This window comes from Marinicrinis lubricantis (genome assembly GCF_042658665.1).
Lineage (GTDB): Bacteria > Bacillota > Bacilli > Paenibacillales > KCTC-33676 > Marinicrinis > Marinicrinis lubricantis.
This window is the reverse complement of the sequence record NZ_JBHSQV010000151.1, coordinates 1-18,697: the sequence shown is the minus strand read 5'-3', so window position 1 is coordinate 18,697 and position 18,697 is coordinate 1. Positions and strand designations below refer to the sequence as shown.

General features: G+C 47.4%; 17 protein-coding genes. All 17 read right to left on the bottom strand.

The window, feature by feature from the left end; all coding sequences use genetic code 11:
• Window positions 1-98 precede the first annotated feature (98 nt).
• The 17 genes from cysK to yabP all read right to left on the bottom strand — a co-directional run bounded on the left by cysK (window position 99) and on the right by yabP (window position 18,406).
• Entirely contained in the window at window positions 99-1,043 is a 945-nt protein-coding gene (cysK, locus tag ACFPXP_RS11875; protein WP_379894433.1) for a cysteine synthase A, read from the bottom strand.
• A 149-nt stretch (window positions 1,044-1,192) separates the two neighbouring features.
• Window positions 1,193-2,077 carry an Hsp33 family molecular chaperone HslO gene (hslO, locus tag ACFPXP_RS11870; protein WP_379894432.1) on the bottom strand — a complete coding sequence of 295 codons (885 nt, stop codon included), beginning with the start codon at window positions 2,075-2,077 and terminating at the stop codon, window positions 1,193-1,195.
• Between the two features lie 9 nt (window positions 2,078-2,086).
• The gene (locus tag ACFPXP_RS11865; RefSeq protein ID WP_379894431.1) at window positions 2,087-2,854 is read right to left on the bottom strand and encodes a type III pantothenate kinase; all 768 of its coding nucleotides are present in this window, start codon (window positions 2,852-2,854) and stop codon (window positions 2,087-2,089) included.
• Between the two features lie 4 nt (window positions 2,855-2,858).
• Complete coding sequence (gene nadC / locus ACFPXP_RS11860) at window positions 2,859-3,722, bottom strand: carboxylating nicotinate-nucleotide diphosphorylase (RefSeq protein ID WP_379894430.1); 864 nt, start codon at window positions 3,720-3,722, stop codon at window positions 2,859-2,861.
• The gene (nadB, locus tag ACFPXP_RS11855) at window positions 3,715-5,325 is read right to left on the bottom strand and encodes an L-aspartate oxidase (RefSeq protein ID WP_379894447.1); all 1,611 of its coding nucleotides are present in this window, start codon (window positions 5,323-5,325) and stop codon (window positions 3,715-3,717) included. The genes nadC and nadB overlap by 8 nt, the downstream gene beginning before the upstream one ends.
• A gap of 159 nt (window positions 5,326-5,484) precedes the next feature.
• Window positions 5,485-6,426 carry a quinolinate synthase NadA gene (gene nadA, locus ACFPXP_RS11850; protein ID WP_379894429.1) on the bottom strand — a complete coding sequence of 314 codons (942 nt, stop codon included), beginning with the start codon at window positions 6,424-6,426 and terminating at the stop codon, window positions 5,485-5,487.
• Between the two features lie 256 nt (window positions 6,427-6,682).
• Window positions 6,683-8,761 (bottom strand): ATP-dependent zinc metalloprotease FtsH, encoded by a 2,079-nt coding sequence (gene ftsH / locus ACFPXP_RS11845; RefSeq protein WP_379894428.1) that lies wholly within the window; start codon window positions 8,759-8,761, stop codon window positions 6,683-6,685.
• A gap of 170 nt (window positions 8,762-8,931) precedes the next feature.
• Window positions 8,932-9,471: a hypoxanthine phosphoribosyltransferase gene (hpt, locus tag ACFPXP_RS11840; RefSeq protein WP_379894427.1), complete on the bottom strand. Its 540-nt coding sequence runs from the start codon at window positions 9,469-9,471 to the stop codon at window positions 8,932-8,934.
• A gap of 18 nt (window positions 9,472-9,489) precedes the next feature.
• Window positions 9,490-10,899, bottom strand: coding sequence for a tRNA lysidine(34) synthetase TilS (gene tilS / locus ACFPXP_RS11835; protein WP_379894426.1), 1,410 nt, complete (start codon window positions 10,897-10,899; stop codon window positions 9,490-9,492).
• Between the two features lie 17 nt (window positions 10,900-10,916).
• Window positions 10,917-11,852, bottom strand: coding sequence for a serine/threonine protein kinase (locus tag ACFPXP_RS11830; protein ID WP_379894425.1), 936 nt, complete (start codon window positions 11,850-11,852; stop codon window positions 10,917-10,919).
• On the bottom strand, window positions 11,812-12,579 hold the full coding sequence (locus tag ACFPXP_RS11825) for a hypothetical protein (RefSeq protein ID WP_379894446.1): 768 nt from the start codon (window positions 12,577-12,579) through the stop codon (window positions 11,812-11,814). The genes ACFPXP_RS11830 and ACFPXP_RS11825 overlap by 41 nt, the downstream gene beginning before the upstream one ends.
• A 132-nt stretch (window positions 12,580-12,711) precedes the next feature.
• On the bottom strand, window positions 12,712-13,533 hold the full coding sequence (locus ACFPXP_RS11820; RefSeq protein ID WP_379894424.1) for an aminoglycoside N(3)-acetyltransferase: 822 nt from the start codon (window positions 13,531-13,533) through the stop codon (window positions 12,712-12,714).
• A 144-nt stretch (window positions 13,534-13,677) separates the two neighbouring features.
• Window positions 13,678-16,155 carry a stage II sporulation protein E gene (gene spoIIE, locus ACFPXP_RS11815; protein ID WP_379894423.1) on the bottom strand — a complete coding sequence of 826 codons (2,478 nt, stop codon included), beginning with the start codon at window positions 16,153-16,155 and terminating at the stop codon, window positions 13,678-13,680.
• Between the two features lie 515 nt (window positions 16,156-16,670).
• Window positions 16,671-17,093, bottom strand: a complete 423-nt coding sequence (locus ACFPXP_RS11810; RefSeq protein ID WP_379894422.1) for a S1 domain-containing RNA-binding protein — start codon at window positions 17,091-17,093, stop codon at window positions 16,671-16,673.
• Window positions 17,094-17,215: 122 nt separating this feature from the next.
• On the bottom strand, window positions 17,216-17,533 hold the full coding sequence (locus ACFPXP_RS11805; protein WP_379894421.1) for an FtsB family cell division protein: 318 nt from the start codon (window positions 17,531-17,533) through the stop codon (window positions 17,216-17,218).
• Between the two features lie 19 nt (window positions 17,534-17,552).
• Complete coding sequence (gene yabQ, locus ACFPXP_RS11800; protein WP_379894420.1) at window positions 17,553-18,125, bottom strand: spore cortex biosynthesis protein YabQ; 573 nt, start codon at window positions 18,123-18,125, stop codon at window positions 17,553-17,555.
• Window positions 18,122-18,406 carry a sporulation protein YabP gene (gene yabP, locus ACFPXP_RS11795; protein ID WP_379894419.1) on the bottom strand — a complete coding sequence of 95 codons (285 nt, stop codon included), beginning with the start codon at window positions 18,404-18,406 and terminating at the stop codon, window positions 18,122-18,124. Before yabP ends, yabQ begins: the two co-directional genes overlap by 4 nt.
• Window positions 18,407-18,697 lie beyond the last annotated feature (291 nt).

Below are 18,697 nucleotides of genomic sequence, written 5' to 3'. Positions count from 1 at the left end.
AAGATGGTGTGATGAATCACTTCCGTTTCCGCGTTTCGACGTACATAAAAAAGGCCCTCTGCCTGAACATCCAGGCAAAGAGCCGCTCGTATCAATAATTATTGCTGATCGTCAAATTGATATAATGGAGTGCTGAGGTAGCGTTCGCCGTTGCTTGGGATGACAGCAACCACTCTTTTGCCTTTACCAAGCTTCTTAGCAACCTGCAGAGCCGCTTGAACTGCTGCACCGGATGAAATGCCTCCCAAAATGCCTTCCTTCTTCGCTACTTCACGGGACATTTCAAACGCCTGCTCGTTTTCTATTTGAATCACTTCATCATAAATTTCTGTATTCAAGATGCTAGGTACGAAACCTGCGCCCAATCCTTGAAGCTTATGAGGTCCTGGAGTTCCGCCCGAAAGCACAGGAGACGCGGCTGGCTCAACAGCATAAATTTTAATATGAGGGAAGTTCTCTTTCAGGACAGATCCTGCACCTGTAATGGTACCGCCGGTTCCGATTCCCGCTACGAACGCATCTAATTTTCCATCGAAATCATTGATCGCTTGCACAATTTCCGGACCAGTTGTCAAACGATGAATCTCTACGTTCGCTGGGTTGTCGAACTGCTGCGGCATAAAGTAGCCTTCATTCGATGCCGCTAATTCTTCGGCTTTCTTAATAGCGCCTTTCATCCCTTCTGGTCCTGGAGTCAGCACAAGCTGAGCACCATAGGCGCGAAGCAGATTGCGGCGTTCAATACTCATCGTTTCAGGCATGACTAGAATCGCCTTATACCCTTTAGCTGCAGCGACCATTGCAAGACCAATGCCTGTATTTCCGCTCGTTGGTTCAACGATGGTGTCTCCCGGCTTCAATCTTCCATCTCTCTCTGCAGTTTCAATCATGTTGATCGCGATGCGGTCTTTTACGCTTGCACCTGGGTTCTGATACTCCAGCTTGACGTAGATTTCGGCACTATCTTCAGGAACGACACGATTCAGTCGAACTAAAGGCGTATCTCCGATGAGTTGAGTAATGTTTTGAGCTAACTTTGCCATCACAAGGACCTCCTATTAGCTGTGTATGCCACAGCATTCATATTCCCGAGTATTTCAGTAGGTTTTATCTATTTTCTATCTTACCAATCTGCCAAAATCTTGTCAACAGTTATTGACTTGATTCCATGGCTGAAGTGTATATGTTTTCATTATTTTTTCTGCATTTCAATCTTTTCAACGATGGATTCCAGTTCGGATTTATTGAAATGATATTTTTGGTTGCAAAAATGGCAAACCATCTCAGCCTGCCCATCCTCTGCTATGATTTGCTTCAGCTCATCCGTTCCTAAGCTGATTAACGTCCGTTCCACACGTTCCTCCGAGCAGCTGCATTTAAATACTAGCGGCAGACGCTCCATTTCTACGAAAGACGGAAGCACCATGCGAAGCACTTCTTCAATCGCAAGCCCTTCATCCAAGTATTTAGTAATGGTATGAAGCTGCCCGAGCTGTCCTTCAATAGCGGAGATTTCTTCATCGCTTAATCCAGGCAGCAGCTGAATAATAAACCCGCCGGCTGTAATCACCGAATGGTCTTTATCCACCAGTACACCTGCGGCAACAGCGGACGGTGTTTGCTCAGACGTTGCGAAATAGTACGTAAAGTCATCGCTGATTTCACCAGATACAATCGGAGAGTTCCCACGGTAAGGTTCTTTCATCCCCAAGTCCTTAATCACGATAATGGATCCTTCTGTCCCTACGCCGCCCCGCACATCAATTTTACCGATCGCATTTGTCGGTAGCTGTACATGCGGATTTTGAACATATCCCCTCACTTCGCCCTTCGCGTTGGCATCGATGACGATGTGGCCAATCGGACCGTCTCCTCTCACCTGAATCGTCAGCCTTTCTTCTCCTTTCAGCATCGCGCCCATCATCGCCCCGATCGTAGCGGATCTGCCCAATGCTGCGGTTGCCGTCGACCAAGTATCCTGACGTTCTCTAAGCTCCTGCACAAGATTTTTGCTGTATGCGGCTAATGCTCTAACTTTCCCATCCAATGCGGTTCCACGTAAAATATAATCGTTCATCGCAGCCTCCTAAGATTGATTCCGTTCATATAGCAGCTGCAATCCCTGCAGCGTTAACAATGGATTGACGATATCTATGGACTGGCATTCTGCGGCGATAAATTCACCTAATCCACCGGTTGCTACCACCTTAGGATTTGTGCCGAACTCCTTTTTAATCCGTCCGACAATACCGTCCACTTGACCCGCATAACCGAACACAATGCCAGCTTGCATGGAGGTTACAGGGTTCCGGCCAATCACGCTTTTCGGAACGGAAAGCTCAATGCGCGGCAGCTTGGCCGCTTTTTGATACAGCGCCTCCGTTGAGATTCCGATACCCGGGGCAATCGCCCCTCCAATGTATTGAGACTTCTCGTCAACATAATCAAAGGTCGTTGCGGTTCCGAAATCGACAACAATGACTGGGGTACCATACTGCTCAATTGCGGCCACTGCGTTCACAATTCGGTCCGCCCCGACTTCCTTCGGGTTTTCATAGCGTATATTCAAGCCGGTTTTGATTCCGGGACCGACGAAATACGGCGTCTGTTTCACATATTTCTCGCAGCATGCCTGAAGCACATGAAAGAGCGGCGGAACGACAGAGGAAATCATAATTCCTTCAATCTGACGCTCATCAATCCCTCCATGGCGAAACATATTGTGAATAAAGATGCCATACTCATCAGCGGTCGCTTCACGATTTGTGCTCAACCGCCAATGATGGATCAGTTCCTTTCCTTTATATACACCAAGCACGATGTTTGTATTCCCTACATCCATCACTAAAATCACGTTTTCAACGTCCCTTCTTCTCGCCCAAATCCAAGCTGATATCGAGAGGAGACACCGCGTTCGTTAGCCGTCCGACCGAGATCACATCGACACCGGTTTCGGCGACTGCCTTTAAGCTCCCTAAATGGATGCCGCCGGATGCCTCCACAACGACATGCGGGCTTCTTTCTTTAATTCGGCGCATCGCCTCGGTCATAGCCGCCGGTTCCATATTGTCCAGCATAATAATATCTGCTCCGGCCTCGAGCGCCTGCGTGAGCTGGTCGAAATTTTCGACTTCTACTTCGATTTTCATCGTGTGCGGAATGAAAGCTCTTGCGCTGGCAACCGCTTGAGGGATTCCACCGGACGCTTTGATGTGATTGTCCTTAATCATTACGGCATCATACAATCCATAACGGTGGTTGTGTCCTCCTCCTACCTGTACCGCATACTTCTCCAGCATACGATGTCCGGGTGTTGTTTTCCGTGTATCTACCAGTCTCACCGATGTATGCTTAATTACATCCATGTATTTGGACGTTTCCGTCGCAATGCCTGACATACGCTGCAGTAAATTGAGAGCAAGCCTTTCGCCTGCCAATATACTATGGCTGCTTCCCTCAATCTCCGCAATGATATCTCCCGCTTGCAGAACATCTCCATCCTGTCTTCGCATATCAAAAGCAAGGCTTGGATCGACCGCCTCGAAAACGGCTCTTGCCGCTTCCACTCCACATAGGATACCCGGCTGCTTCGCATGGATAATCCCTTTGGATCGATGATCACGAGGTACAGTGGACAGCGTCGTTACATCGCCGCTCCCCATATCCTCGTCAAGCCAAAGCTCAATTTGCTTTTTCAATTGTCTCATAAAACCGTTAAGCATCGTTCATCCGCTCCTCACGTATCCCCGTCTCACGATTCAGAATAATATGTTTTCGCCATACCGAGTCATTCCGATCCGGGAAATCCTCCCGATAATGCGCTCCTCTGCTCTCTTCACGAATGACAGCCGCATGAGCAATGAGAAGAGACACCGTCAGCATATTCGCAAACTCATATTCTTCAATTTTGCTTAGACTGGCTCCAAAGATCGGAAGTTGTCTCTTCAACTCATCGATGCCTTTATTCAAACCTTCCAGCGAACGCTTTAAGCCGACATTGCGCAGCATCACCTTTTGCAGCTTCAGTCTTTTCTCTACCACCGCTTGAATGGGCGGTTCCTTCCGATGTTCTGTGCATTCAGCCGCGGAGAATGCCGGTTCATCCAAATCGCGAATTCTTGCCGCGATTCGATCGCCAAATACAAGCGCTTCGGACAAAGAATTGCTCGCTAATCGATTGGCTCCGTGTACGCCGGTGGATGATACTTCCCCACAGGCAAACAATCTGCTAACAGAAGTTTCGCCGCTTAAGTCTGTTTTTACTCCCCCCATAAAGTAATGCGCCGCAGGTGCGACGGGGATCCAGTCCGCCGCTAAATCCAAGCCGAACTGCAAGCAAAACTCATAAATCGTCGGAAACCGATGCTTTATCCTATCTTCTGACTCATGGGTAATATCTAAATAGACAAAGGTTGACTTCGTCGCTTCCATTTCACTTACGATCGCTCGGGCAACAACATCCCTTGGGGCCAGCTCCAGCTGTGGATGGTATTTCTCCATGAACCGTTCGCCTTTCATATTGCGCAAATAGGCGCCTTCACCTCGAACCGCTTCGGAAATTAAGAAGCGCGGCGCTCCGGGATAGCATAGAGCCGTTGGATGAAACTGGATGAATTCCACATCGCGAATATCCGCTCCCGCCCGATAGGCGATCGCTACACCATCTGCCGTGGCAACGTCGGGATTGGTGGTATAACGGAACAATTGTCCCGCACCGCCGGTACACAGCACAGTTGCTTTGGCGTGCACAAAGAGCTTGCTTCCGTCCATCTTTTGCACCAAAGCCCCTTGACAATCCCCGCCTTCCGTAACGAGATCGATGACAAAATGATCGTTCCACATCTCAATTCGCGGATGCTGTTTCGCTTTCTCTAGAAGCGACCGAACGATTTCGGCACCTGTCGCATCACCATGTGCATGCAGTATTCTTCGCTGGCTGTGTGCGCCTTCCTTCGTTAAAGCCAGCTCACCATTCTCCTCGTCAAATTGAGTTCCAAGCTCCATGAGGCTCTTCACCCCTTGCGGGCCTTCGTGAACCAATATATCTACAGCCTCTTCCGAGCAGAGACCGGCTCCTGCAAATAGGGTATCCTCACGATGATATTCCGGAGAATCCTCATCAGAGATCACTGCGGCAATTCCCCCCTGCGCATAGCGCGTATTGCTGTCGAGCAGTGACTTCTTCGTAATCATCAGCACACGGTGGTGCTCGGCTGCTTTAATTGCAGTATAAAGGCCAGCGATTCCTGCTCCAATCACCACTACATCGGTTTCAATCCGCGGCAGAGAGGACAACTGAAAATTCGCCAAATAACGAGGAATCATCGAATCCATCATACATTACGCTCCATTCTATCAACCATTTCTCACTGCTCTTCATGATTTGTGGTTCATCTCTAAAAGGCATATGTACAGAAAAAAGCAGAGATTCGGGATCATCCCTATGCTGAACCTCTGCCTTACTTCATTTTAGACTATAAAAGTTTAGACGGTCACTTCCAGCATCCGTTCGAGAGAAAGACGTGCTTTGTCCGCGATTTGAGGTGGCACATAGATTTGAGGCTGCATCGTCTCCAGACAGCGCACAAGCTTTTTCAGGTTGTTTACCTTCATATTCGGACATACAAGAAACTTGCTTGCAAAATGAAACGTTTTGTCCGGGCTGTCCTTGCGCAGTTGATATCCGGTACCGTCCTCGGTGCCTACAATAAATTCCTTCACATCGGATTCACGGCAGTACTTAATAATCGCCGTTGTACTTCCCACGAAATCAGCCATCTCAACGACTTCCGGACGGCATTCAGGATGGACAACAAATTGAGCATTTGGATATTGTTTTCTCATTTCTACGACATCTTTGACCGTCAGCATATCATGAGTATTGCAATACCCTTCCCAAAGAATCATCTTCTTATCGGTATGCTGCTGCACATAATGACCTAGATTTTTGTCCGGCACCCAAATGATTTCATCCGATTCTACGGATTGGATTACTTTTACCGCATTCGCGGAGGTACAGCAAATATCCGTTTCCGCTTTAATCTCTGCAGAAGAGTTAATGTACGTGACAACCGTCGCATTCGGATGCTTCTGCTTCAGCTGACGCAAGCCTTCCACGTTCACCATATCAGCCATCGGACAGCCTGCCCGCTCATCAGGAATGATTACCGTCTTGTTCGGAGCCAAAATCTTTGCGCTCTCTCCCATAAAGTGCACTCCGCAAAATACGATGACATCTGCATCGGTTTCGGCAGCCTTTTGCGCTAGCAAAAAAGAATCTCCACGAAAATCAGCCACTTCTTGTATTTCATCCCTTTGGTAATAATGGGCAAGGATAATGGCATTACGCTCTTTCTTCAGCTGAAGAAGTCGTTCCTTCAACCCTTGGTTCCGCTGTGCTTTGGCTTCTGCAGCTAAAGCTTCCATGTGCTTACCTCCTTAGGAAATACAAATTGCCCTCAAGCTCATTGCATTCTCATACCCCAGAACCTCTTTATGTCCTGTACTGCACCTTCATCGCTTGAGCAATTATTCACAATCTTGTTTACAAAGGATTGAAAGTCTTGCATAAGTTCGAAGTTAACATCCTTAATTTACAGTACCTTTACGAAGGTGTCAACGTGAAAACAGAACAAAAATCCGGATTTCACATGTGAAATCCGGATTTAGCTTCACCCAGGTGTTATTCACTTTTCTTATCGTCATCTTGCTTTGCTGCATCATCGGCATTTTGATCTGCCGTATCGTCAGCATCCTGCTTTTTCGGCTCTTCTGCTTCCGGCTTCGCCGCTGGTTCTTGCTCTGCTGCGCCTTCCGGTTTTTCTTGTACAGACCCGATTTTGTTCGAAGATTCATTCTCCTGCTTTTGAATGTTAACCTTCATTTCATCCTTCTTCGGTTCGAAAGCATCGATCCGTTCCCGAATGTTCTTTTCCAGCTTTCCAGTCTCCAACAATTCATAGATCTGGTCTTTATCGAGCGTTTCAAGTTCCATCAGCTTATTGGCGATGAGATGTACTTGATCCGCATGCTTCGTCAAGATTTCTTTCGCTTGGTCATAGCAAGCGCGAATCATCGTTTGAAGCTCTTTATCGATTTCATACGCAATCTGATCGCTGTAGTTTTGCTCATGATGGAGATCACGGCCCAAGAATACTTGACCTTGCGTATTGCCGAACTGCAGTGGTCCAAGCTTATCGCTCATACCGTATTCCGTAATCATCGCTCGAACGATCGAAGTTGCCTTCTTGAAGTCGTCATATGCGCCCGTACCGATTTCACCGATAAACAGTTCCTCCGATACGCGGCCGCCGAGCAAACCAGTTACGCGGTCAAGCAGCTCGGATTTCGTAGACAGCATCCGGTCTTCTCCATCCTTCGGAATCATCATGGCATATCCACCCGCTCTTCCGCGAGGGACGATCGTTACTTTATGAATGACATCGGCATGTCTGACATGATAGCCGATAATCGTATGTCCTGCTTCATGGTAAGCAACGGTGCGTTTCTCCTTGTCACTGATCACGCGGCTTTTCTTCTGCGTACCGACAATCACACGGTCGAACGCTTCATCCAGCTCCGCCATATCAATGGCCTTTTTATTTCTTCTCGCCGCGATCAATGCCGCTTCGTTCAATAGGTTTTCAAGATCTGCTCCTGTGAAACCTGTCGTATAGCGAGCCAGTACATCAAGGCGAACGTCATCGCCCAAAGGCTTATTTCTGGCATGTACTTTCAGTACCGCCTCGCGCCCTTTCACATCTGGACGGTCGACTGTAATTTGACGGTCAAAACGGCCTGGTCTGAGCAGCGCAGGGTCAAGAATGTCTGGGCGGTTCGTTGCAGCGACGATAATAATCCCTTCGTTCGCTCCAAATCCGTCCATCTCAACGAGCAATTGGTTCAGCGTCTGCTCCCGCTCGTCATGGCCGCCGCCAAGACCAGCGCCCCGTTGACGTCCAACGGCGTCAATCTCGTCAATAAAGATAATACATGGTGCATTTTTCTTCGCATTTTCAAACAAATCACGCACCCGCGAAGCACCGACCCCGACGAACATTTCCACGAAATCGGAACCGCTGATGCTAAAGAAAGGTACGCCCGCTTCTCCCGCCACAGCACGAGCAAGCAAGGTTTTACCGGTTCCCGGAGGACCGTTCAAAAGTACCCCTTTCGGAACTCTCGCACCAAGTGCGGCAAACTTACGGGGATCCTTCAAAAACTCTACGACCTCAACCAATTCCTGCTTTTCTTCATCAGCTCCGGCTACGTCATTGAACGTGACCCGCTTTTTCTCTTCATTATATAAGCGAGCGCGGCTTTTGCCGAAATTCATGACTTTGCCTCCGCCGCCTTGAGCTTGATTTAGCAAGAAGAAGAATAAAATAAAGATAATGACAAACGGAATGATGGATGTCAGGAAGCTTAGCCAAATGCTGTCTCCTTCCATTTTCTCAACTACCGTCTGTACATTGGCCTCTTCCAAGACCTCAAAAACACGGTCTGTAAAAGGAGCATACGTTTCGAATTCCGAACTGCTTGAATCTCCAATGTTCCCATTGGTTTTACCCGCAATATAGTATGAGTACCCGTCGAATTGAACGGTGACCTCGGTCACTCTATTGTCGGCTAGCAAACTGCGGAACTCGTCATATCGGATTTTATTCGTTTGGTCGTTTTGCGTGCTGATAAAGTGTACAATGCCTACGACAACTAGAAATATCAGTAGATAAAATCCGGTATTCCGGATGAATCGATTCATCCCCTACCTCCTCTCGACTGCAAAACAAATTGGTATAGTGCTAAGCCGAAACTTACAAAATCCCAGGTGAAAACGAGGGCGAAGTTGCGGCATATTACAAATTTGAGGCAACTTTGTTTATTGTACCACAGCCAGTATTACGATCTCAATACAGACGGATTCTGCGCCGTTTATCCGCTGTATACCTCTTCCTTCAGCACGCCGATGAATGGCAAATTGCGATATTTTTCCGCGTAATCCAAGCCATATCCGACGACGAACGAATCTGGAAGTTCAAAACCGTAATAATCCGGAGTCAAATCAACGGTTCTTCTGGCCGGCTTGTCAAACAATGTTACAATTTTTACGGAGCTTGCATTTCTTCTTTTTAAAATATCGATGAGATAGCTTAAGGTCAGTCCGCTGTCGATAATATCTTCGACTATAAGGACGTCGCGGTGTTCTACGGTGACATCCAAATCCTTAATGATTTTCACGACACCGGATGATTTCGTGGATTGACCATAGCTTGAAACAGCCATAAAATCCATCTCGAGCGGAATGTTCACTCTTTTGACCAAATCGGCCATGAAGATGAAGGCGCCTTTCAGCACACAGATGACTAGAGGGTTCTTGCCTTCGTATTCTTTGGCAATCGTCTCCCCTAATTCCTGAATCTTAGCTTGAATCTGTTCTTCGCTGTAGAGCACTTCTTTAATGTCATTAAGCAAGTAAAGACCCTCCTAGGTTCATTGTATGAATTCCGGAGTATGGATATGTAATATCCGGCCGGTTGTTGGACGAACTAGAGCATGGGCGGACCTTCGAAGCCCGGGAATCCATAAAATTCGTCCTTCAGCATCCGTTACGATCGGAATGTACCCGCGCTGGGCAGGCGGAATTTTGGCATCAATGAGCATATCTTTTACTTTTTTACTTCCGTTTAATCCAAGCACCTGCATACGATCCCCTGGCTTGCGCGAACGTACATACAGAGGCAAGGATAGCTCATCCAGATCGAAAAAGGCGCTGTAACTCCCGTCCTTCTCGGCATATTCGCCAGGTCCGATGACTTCAAAACGGATCAATAAGTGCTCTCTTCCATCAAGAGAAATTTGGACCGGCCAATCCCATACCTTTACCGAGAATGATTCAGCTTCTGATGGTGAGCTGGTTGTAAATCGTAAACGATCATACTCTTTCATCAGCCAGCAATGCTCACGGATTTGAATGCGAAAATTGGATTTATCATGCCTGCTGCAAGCTAGCCGGATCGACTCAACGGTTTCATAATCTACCTCTATATGCTTATCCAAAGAAAGATAATTTAATATTAGTTTAATCAATCTTCTTTGTAAAGAAGCATGGAAAGCGGACCATTGTGCTTGTTTCAACATTAATCCATCCTTCGTCACGGAGACCGTTTCCGCATATGCCCGCTCCGCCTCCCGCTGTAAATACTGCTCGTCATCTCTGACGATATCCGCCAGTCGGTTTAATGCGGAGGTGATTTCCGGATTAAACTGTTTCAGCTGAGGCATGATGTCAAGACGGATTTGATTGCGAGTATAGGCTCTGCTTGCGTTGCTGCTGTCTTCAGCGAATTCGAATCCATGCTCTTTGCAGAATTGAACGAGCTCCATTTTTTCTATACGAAGCAGAGGCCTCACAAGTTTCACTTTTTGCTGCATTCGCACAGGATGAATTCCAGCCAGCCCTTCAGTACTTGTCCCGCGAAGCATGCGCATCAAGACTGTCTCTGCTTGATCATCCGCGTGGTGGGCTAATGCGATGCAGCTCGTCCCCGTGCGTTCCGCCGTTTCGAACAGGAACCGATACCTAAGCTCCCGTGCCGCATCCTGCAGCCCTTTTCCCGTTTCCCGCATATGCCGTTTAACATCTACCTTTGCATAGTAAAACGGAACATTGTAATACTCTGCAAGCTTGGCGACCATCTGCTGCTCTTCTTCGGATTCCGTTCCCCTTAAGGCATGGTTAACATGCGCGATCGAAAGCCCCAACGCATATTTATCGGCAAGCTGTCTCAGCACGTGAAAAAGGGCCACTGAATCAGGACCGCCTGAGACGGCGACCATGACTCTGTCCCCCTGTTGAAACATCCGATATTGCTCGATCAATTGAACGACTTTCTTCAACATTTCCACTGCACTTCTTTCTATGATGTTTGCGTGACAATCCATAAGACGGAAATAAAGAAAATGACAGATACGATCAAAGCTTTTTTCAACCATTCACCTTTGAAGGGCAAATAACGAACATGCTTGTGCATGAGTTCCTTCCATTCCTGCAGCGCCTGACCAGAGCTGCTGTATTTCCCGCGAATGGCTTTATCGATAAAAGCCGCGAACGGTCTTAGCTCCGGAACCTCCTGTGCTCGCTTGATTAATTGGGAAGGGTGGCGGTTTTGCGGAATTTGCTTGGCGAGCTGTTCCATCTTCCGTTCTGGATCCAACAGATGTACCGCTAATGCGGCGAAAGAGAACAGATCATACGCATCATCCGCTGTTCTGCTTCCCCCATTCCAGTATCCTCGATCATAGATTTCTGTAAACTGCTTAACGGACTTCCCTATTTGGCCTACACCGCCAAAATCGATCAGCTGCGCTCTTCCTTCGGCATCTACCAGTATATTAGCCGGTTTCAAATCGCCGAATATGTATTTACGCTGATGCAGCCTGCAAAGCTGCTGAAGAATTTGCTCGCCGACCGGTCCGAACCATTCCCAGCCTTTCGACTTCATAAATACAGACAGATGCTTCCCTTTGAAGTAGGGCATCACATAAAAAGGGTAGGACTGCCCATTCAGTTCAAAGTCATCCACATCGATTAACCGAAACCTCGAATGGGATGCACCTTGGCTGATGCGTTCAATCGCATTGATCTCTACCTGAAGATCTACTGAATCATGACTCGTTTTTAGAGCAACCCATTTCCCATCCGTACATGCCAAGTAGACAATGCCGTTAGCCCCTTCTCCGAGTACACTATGGATGTCATATCTGCGTCCGTTCCATTTCCCTTGAATCGCAGTGCCTGCCGGCCATCTCGATTTAGACGATATAATCGCTCCACAGTCCTTCTTCATCACCATTTCGTTTACCTCGCGCGTCATGTTCTTCGTTAGCAGGCACACCGGTGATGTACCTGATAACCTCCATCATCGCCGGTCCCGTCGGTGTGGCCCCTTTCATATCCAGCTTATCGAACAGCCTAGGTATGCTTCTCGTATCCTTCGTCCAAGCCATATCCAAAGCCGCATCCTCATTCCATCCTGAACCCGGAAAATGAAATACGGCGATTTCGCTCCGTCCTTCTCTCGCTTGCAGGCTGAGCATCAAATCGTGAATCGCATTCTCGACGGCGCTCAGCTTCGACTTCATACTGGCGCTGGCGTCGATAAGAAGTACAACCTTCAAATCTATTTGTTCACTAAGCTGATCGATGATCTGTACCGCTTTCGCTCGCCGAACAGGATGTAAATCCTCTATGCTGTCGGAGTCCATCATCTGCTTTAATTCTTTTTGAACGGCAATTTGCACCGTACTCATAACGGTCTTTCGCGTTACCATTTGCACCGTCCGGGATAAATCTTGAACCGACACGATTCTGCTCATCCCTCCGCCTGCTTCCGCAATGGACTGTACCTCTTGGGTACCCAGTCTACCAATTTCGCCTTGATCGACGACACCGATCACATTCACAATGATCTCTTCGCTTCTGGCGTGGGCTGCCGCCGCTACAGGGTCCATTCCCACATTCGAGCATCCGTCCGTAATTAAAATGATCTGCTTCATCACACATTCCTCCCGATGGCGAATAGCTTCCTCTCTTTTTCGATAAAAGCAGAGAAAAATTTATTCTCACTCTATGACTCTTTCTATCATCTGTTCATAGTGTTAACCAACGGGAGCAAAACTAGACGTGTTTTCTATTTTTTATTTTATAGATTTTTATGTTCCTCGGTGTTGTTCCATCCAATGCGCCGCATAATCGACAAGCGGTCTCATGCTCATCGCCCGCATCTGTCCGCCGTTCACCTGGGCTTTAGCGACCTCGTTTCCTTCTGCCTCGTAGCTTTGGCCGATCTCTATGAAATCATCCGTATCGAGTGATATATCCGTCCATTCCGTCCATAAGGAGACTCCCTCTTCCGAATGGAGCGGCGCTGAGTTTCTTTCCTCAGACTTGCCCGGATAAGAAGCCATATACTCAGCCAGATGAAGAGCGGTACAACGATCATAATCTACGCCAATCAGAAGAACTTTCGCATCGTGTTCGTAGCATATTCCTAGCGGCGATGTAGGGCCCAATCCATAATCCAGTTCATGCATCTCCATGATCCGCTGCGCATCTTTTCCGAGCGCACAAAACGAGGTCTGCGGATGCTTGCTTCTGCACACGTTCGGATAAGTGCGGAACAGCTCAGCGATGGCCCCCATCCCGCAGGTCGGCGTTCGATCCACATCATACGGAGGCATATGCTTATAGATCAGCGGCCACCAATCTTCCGGTACGGGTGGATTCCCCCACCCGGAAGGATTCGATAAATCTGTAGATTGTGAAGGCATAATCAAGGTTCCACTTTCCCCGACGGCAGCAATTAACGATTCGATGACTGCTGATGCGCCTCCAATCACGTAGCCGAGCGAACTTAAGGAGCTGTGAACCATGAGCTTGTCGCCACGCTCAATTCCTAATCTTCTCCATATCTCATAAAGCCGATCCTTGGTCATCGGCTGTTTCGTACGCTGGATAATATCGATGATTGTCAATGGAGCCACCCTCAATCCATGTTTTCTCTATATTCTATCGTATCCTTCATTCGCCTAAATCACAAGATCGTTTACGAATACTCATTTTGGCTGTATACATATGCCGAATCAGCGAATAAAGCCCTGCCAATGGCAGGGCCTTGATCAGCTTACCGTCTTCGGACGCTCCAGCCGTTTGAAACCCGGCCAGCGGAAGGTCGCCCATTCCGGCTTATATTTATGAATTTTTGCGACGATCACAGTCATGTCATCGTGAATGTCTCCATGATGGTGGCGTACCACCTTCTCGAGCAGACAGTCTGCGATTTCCTGCGGATCCTCCACCGACATTTCTTGAATGACCCGCTTCATCCACAATTCCTTATTGACCGCATGCCCCGGCGCATCATAGATCCCGTCGGTCATCATGATCAACGTATCTCCAGGCTGAAGCTGCAAGGTCACCAAGTCCACCTCAATATCCTGCAAAATGCCAACCGGCAAATTGCTCGCTTTTATCGGAATGACCTCATTGCCCCGCTTAATAAAGCTCGGAGTGGAGCCGATCTTCATAAACGTCGTTTGCGCATTATATTGATCTATCAGCGCCACGTCGATCGTAGCGTAAATTTCATCCGGAGAACGAAGGAGGAGTACCGAGTTCACGGATTTGATCGCCAGCTTCTCATCCATTCCGGACTGAAGGAGCTGCTGCAAAATGGAGAGAGCCGTTTTGCTTTCCGTGCTGGCTCGTTCCCCATTGCCCATCCCATCGCTCAAGGCGACCGCGAATTTGCCATTGCCCAGCTCTACGGTGCTGAAGCTGTCTCCGGAGAGAAGTCCTCCTCCTTTAGCCGCTCCAGCAATCCCCGTTTCCACCTCAAACTCTTTCGCGGAACCGAAGGTTACCATATAATATCCGCTGCCCCGTTCTAGAAATTGTTCCTTCTTCACCGCAATGCTTTCCGATAATATTTCCGACAGCAGCGGCGCGATGATTTTTCGGCATTCATCGAAGCCTTTGTTGTACTGATGGACAATCTCAATTTCGACGTTGCCTTCATCTAAGCTGATAATATCTACACTATGAATGGATAACCCCAGTTCCTCCAGCGATTGCCGAATCTGCTCCTCCTGCATAAACAGCTCCTGGCTTCCGCGTCTAATTTCCTTCGCCAAATCCTCCATCACCTGTGAAACCCCAAACAGCTGCTCGGCGACCAGCTGCCTGCTGTCCACAATTTGCTGCTTCCAATGCTGATTATGCTTGTACAATTCATACTGCTGCTTCATGATCTCAAGCACCTGTTTCGTCTTGACGCAGCTTCTTTCCCATTCCTGCGGAATGTCCTTCGGCGAGAAATTCGGGTTATTTTCGACCTCGGTCATCACATCCGTCATATATTTGTACGTTTGATAAAACTTATCTTCCCAGCACGATTTTTGTTTGAAGCATGTGGCACAGCTTTTCTCCGCCACCATATTCATAAAGTGTCCCATTTCTTCTTCCTTGCGTCCCGGATTCTGTGTGATTTGGGTAAAGCTGCGAGACAATTGCTTGAACACATCCGAAAACTGCTTCACTCGATCGGCTGTCACGTCACGTACTCGCCGGGCATAATCATGCTGCGAATTGAGATTTTCCTGCGTTCCCGGTACATATTTGGCAATTGTCTGAATGATCCCTCGAGGGGTAAGAAGGAATAACGCGATAGCCGCCATCGATTCCCAAGTCGACGAGAAAATTTGTGAAGTATTGCCGAGATACAGCGAAAGGATCGATGTACCCAGCAGCAAGCCAAGCGATACGGCAAGTTTTTTTCCTTCCTTAAGCAATCCTGCAAGCATGCCTGAAAAAGCCAACACACTGATCTGATAAACCGCGTTCACGCTCGCCAAGCTGAGAATCAAGCCGGTTACGACTCCGACCGATGCTCCGATGGGCGCTCCGCCGACGAATGCGAACAGCAGGATCAAATAGCGTGACATGATGTGTTCGATAGACAATCCGAAGGTAAGCCAGCCTACCGTTCCGGTCATCATGGAAGCCAGCATAATCATAAGGCAAATGATTTCTTCGCTGCGCAGCTGATAGTTTTTCTTTTTGAGCGTAAACACAGGAATGGATTGAATAAAGATGAGCGTCAAGATAAAGCTCAGCACCGCTTCTACGCCATTGAGCATCAATCCGTACCAGGTCAATGCGTTGCTCATGACGTACCCAAAAAGCCCGACGGAGAAAGCTGTAATAAATACAGCAATCGGCGCTGAGGACAAATCCGATCGTCCGCTCTTTTCCAGCCCTTTTTGAATAAGCACATATAAAATCATCATCGAAGCAGCTGAAACAGGGTCCGGCACAAAGGAGAACATATTGCCGATCAGCGCCGCTCCAAAAATCCAAGCTGTCATTTCCTTTCGCATAAAAAAGATGACCGCGAAAAACGGAAGCAAGAACGGAGACAATTCTTCCAAAATCATAGCTCGTCCAAGTAAAAATGCGGTTAAGACCAGCATCATATCCGTTCTTCTGGCAATGGCAGATTGCAGAATTCGGCTTTGCTGCAGCTTCTTTTTCAGATTCATCCATGTTCGCCTCTGAAGACTCTTCCACTCCGGCCTAATCACTTGCAATTTAAGCATTCGAGAGACACCGCCTTTTCCGTTATTGGGTGTCTCTATTATATGAACTCTCTATTAAATTGTTTGTCATAATGAGTTGATAGATTCAAAAAAGTTTGCGACAAGATCAACCATAAAATGTAAAGCTCATCTTTTGGAATGAGAGAGACTTCTTCAGTGCCATATCAAGCCTTGTGCAATATGGATTGGGAGCGAACACGAGCCCCGTCGAAAGCCAACCTGACTTACGCTAGATGCGCTCTTATGTTCGCACATTGCAAAGCGATTCCATAAGCACGGAATGAAAGAATGTGCTCTAAAGCTGTCGACTTCGGCGTTCATCACGGGAAAACCGACAAAAATAGTGGTGTCGTGCGGCTTCAGCCTCAGTCGTTGCGCTGCCTGCCAGAACCGTGTCGCAATCAATCCCGATGTGCGGGTCGCAGCTTGTCTGCAAATATACCGAATCACACTCTATAAAACACAAAAGCACCGGAACATGACATTCCGATGCTTTTCATTATTCATGTATAGAATTAACGACGGGCCCCTCTTCCACCGCGCTTAGATTCGGTGTTCTTCTTCAGCGAGGACATCCGTTCTTCACTATCCTTTAAAAATTTACTTAGTTTATCATCAAAGCTCTGTTGTCTTGGACGATCCATGTCTCTTCTAGGTCTGTCATTACGTGGAGGCCTTGCAGGTCTAGCTGCTTCAACAGGCTTATCAACGGCCTTACGAATAGATAACCCGATTTTTCCATCTTTGTCTACATTGATGACTTTTACAGTCACCATGTCGTTCACTTTCAAGTGATCGTTAACATCTTTCACATAATTATCTGCGATTTCGGAAATGTGGACAAGTCCGGTCACGCCCCCCGGCAACTCAACAAATGCCCCGAAATTCGTGATGCCTGTAACCTTGCCTTCCAGTTTGCTGCCCACTTCAATTGACATAAAACGAAATGCTCCTCCTTAGACTAACCATATAAGATATGGGAGATCCGATCCAGACATAATGCTTGAAAAGACCGATTAAGCCGATTATACCGTGAAGCAGGTCACAGGTCAATATCCTCTCATTCGCTTTCGAAGAAGATGATTTCGTCAGGGCGACCCATATGATAATCCTTACGAAGAATTTGTTCGATATATTCCGGATCATTCAATTTTTCAATTTCCTGCTTGAATTGATCGTTTCTCATTGTAATCTCAGTCAATTTCCCTTCTAATGCATCCAGTCTAGCATGGCTTTCCTGGATTGTACCGCTCTGCTGCCAAAAAGTAAACCCCGCCCATGCCAAGTAACAGCTGATGGCTATAAAGAGCAGCCGAAGCCTTCTTCTAGCCCCTCTGCTTTTCCCTGTCGACTTATTGTCTGCAGAATGCCTTTGCATAGACGTAAATCCTCCCAGTTCATCGCTTCAGCCAGCTCCGTATCGATTGAAACTGATCCGCTAGCCAGTCCCAAGTTTTTCGCAACCAACCGATTCGCGTCAAAGGTGAAGCCATCCATTTTAAAATTTTCCATATAGGGTACAGTAATTGTAGCACAATTTTCCCTATGAAAACAGCTACTGTAGTCATAATTCCGAAAATAATGACGCAGAGCCGATACAGCATCCGAATCGGACGTATAACCACCCATTCGAATGTACGGATGAGCAGCTGAATGAGACGACGAACGAGCCTAATCCATACTTTCGTATACTTAATGACCGTATCGCTAAGCAGACCGTAATATGCCCATACGCCGATGATGAGAGCTATAAACACATAGATTCGAACCTCGCCATGATTGCTGACATACAGCATTCGAAATACAAACAGGGTCGCGGCGATCCAATAGCATAGATCGAGGATTGGAATAAGCCATCTTCTAAAATGCAGCTGCACGGATATGACACGATACATATCGAACACAGCGCCGAGTACTTGTCCGCTGATCAGCATCGTCAGCAGCGTGGCTAATTGCGTATGCAGACTCACTTGAACAGCTTACCTAAAAAGCCTTTGGAGGTCTTCTGCTGTGTACTCGAATCTAAATATGCCATCGTGTTTACCATACCCTCGATCGCGACTAGCCCCTGCTCCAAGTTCAAGTTTTTAATATGCAGATTTTGCCCCGTGATGGTCAAAAAACCGCATTCTGTCTCCAGTAAAAACTCCTCGCTGTCAAAGCTCTCCACATTCAATACGCCGGATATCTCCAGAAGCTTCCGATTCAGCATTTTCACTTCTTGTCTTTTTGTTTTTCCGTGGTCAATCATAGACTGCACCCCTCCTTACTTACACCGTATGGAGGTAGTCCCATTTTTAGAACTGCAGCGTAAACTTTTTATGTGAAAACAACATCACATTTGTAACAAAAAAACGCCTGACGGAGTCCTTTGGTTCGAGCATGAGTTCATACGAGCATAGAGTGTCTTATTTTTCAAAAACAATCATGGCTTTACGCCACATCCCCGGCATGAAAGCTAGGGGCTATGTTTCATTCCAGTACTAAACTCCAATACTGCTAATAACCGCTGTCGGAACAGGTACGCAGCTTTTTTTGGTGG

What these genes read in the sequence shown, in the direction of transcription:
- cysK (WP_379894433.1), bottom strand. Translation starts at nt 1,043, where the DNA reads ATGGCAAAGTTAGCTCAAAACATTACTCAACTCATCGGAGATACGCCT.
- hslO (WP_379894432.1), bottom strand. Translation starts at nt 2,077, where the DNA reads ATGAACGATTATATTTTACGTGGAACCGCATTGGATGGGAAAGTTAGA.
- nadC (WP_379894430.1), bottom strand. Translation starts at nt 3,722, where the DNA reads ATGCTTAACGGTTTTATGAGACAATTGAAAAAGCAAATTGAGCTTTGG.
- nadB (WP_379894447.1), bottom strand. Translation starts at nt 5,325, where the DNA reads ATGATTCCTCGTTATTTGGCGAATTTTCAGTTGTCCTCTCTGCCGCGG.
- nadA (WP_379894429.1), bottom strand. Translation starts at nt 6,426, where the DNA reads ATGGAAGCTTTAGCTGCAGAAGCCAAAGCACAGCGGAACCAAGGGTTG.
- ftsH (WP_379894428.1), bottom strand. Translation starts at nt 8,761, where the DNA reads ATGAATCGATTCATCCGGAATACCGGATTTTATCTACTGATATTTCTA.
- tilS (WP_379894426.1), bottom strand. Translation starts at nt 10,899, where the DNA reads ATGTTGAAGAAAGTCGTTCAATTGATCGAGCAATATCGGATGTTTCAA.
- ACFPXP_RS11830 (WP_379894425.1), bottom strand. Translation starts at nt 11,852, where the DNA reads ATGGTGATGAAGAAGGACTGTGGAGCGATTATATCGTCTAAATCGAGA.
- spoIIE (WP_379894423.1), bottom strand. Translation starts at nt 16,155, where the DNA reads ATGCTTAAATTGCAAGTGATTAGGCCGGAGTGGAAGAGTCTTCAGAGG.
- ACFPXP_RS11810 (WP_379894422.1), bottom strand. Translation starts at nt 17,093, where the DNA reads ATGTCAATTGAAGTGGGCAGCAAACTGGAAGGCAAGGTTACAGGCATC.
- ACFPXP_RS11805 (WP_379894421.1), bottom strand. Translation starts at nt 17,533, where the DNA reads ATGCAAAGGCATTCTGCAGACAATAAGTCGACAGGGAAAAGCAGAGGG.
- yabP (WP_379894419.1), bottom strand. Translation starts at nt 18,406, where the DNA reads ATGATTGACCACGGAAAAACAAAAAGACAAGAAGTGAAAATGCTGAAT.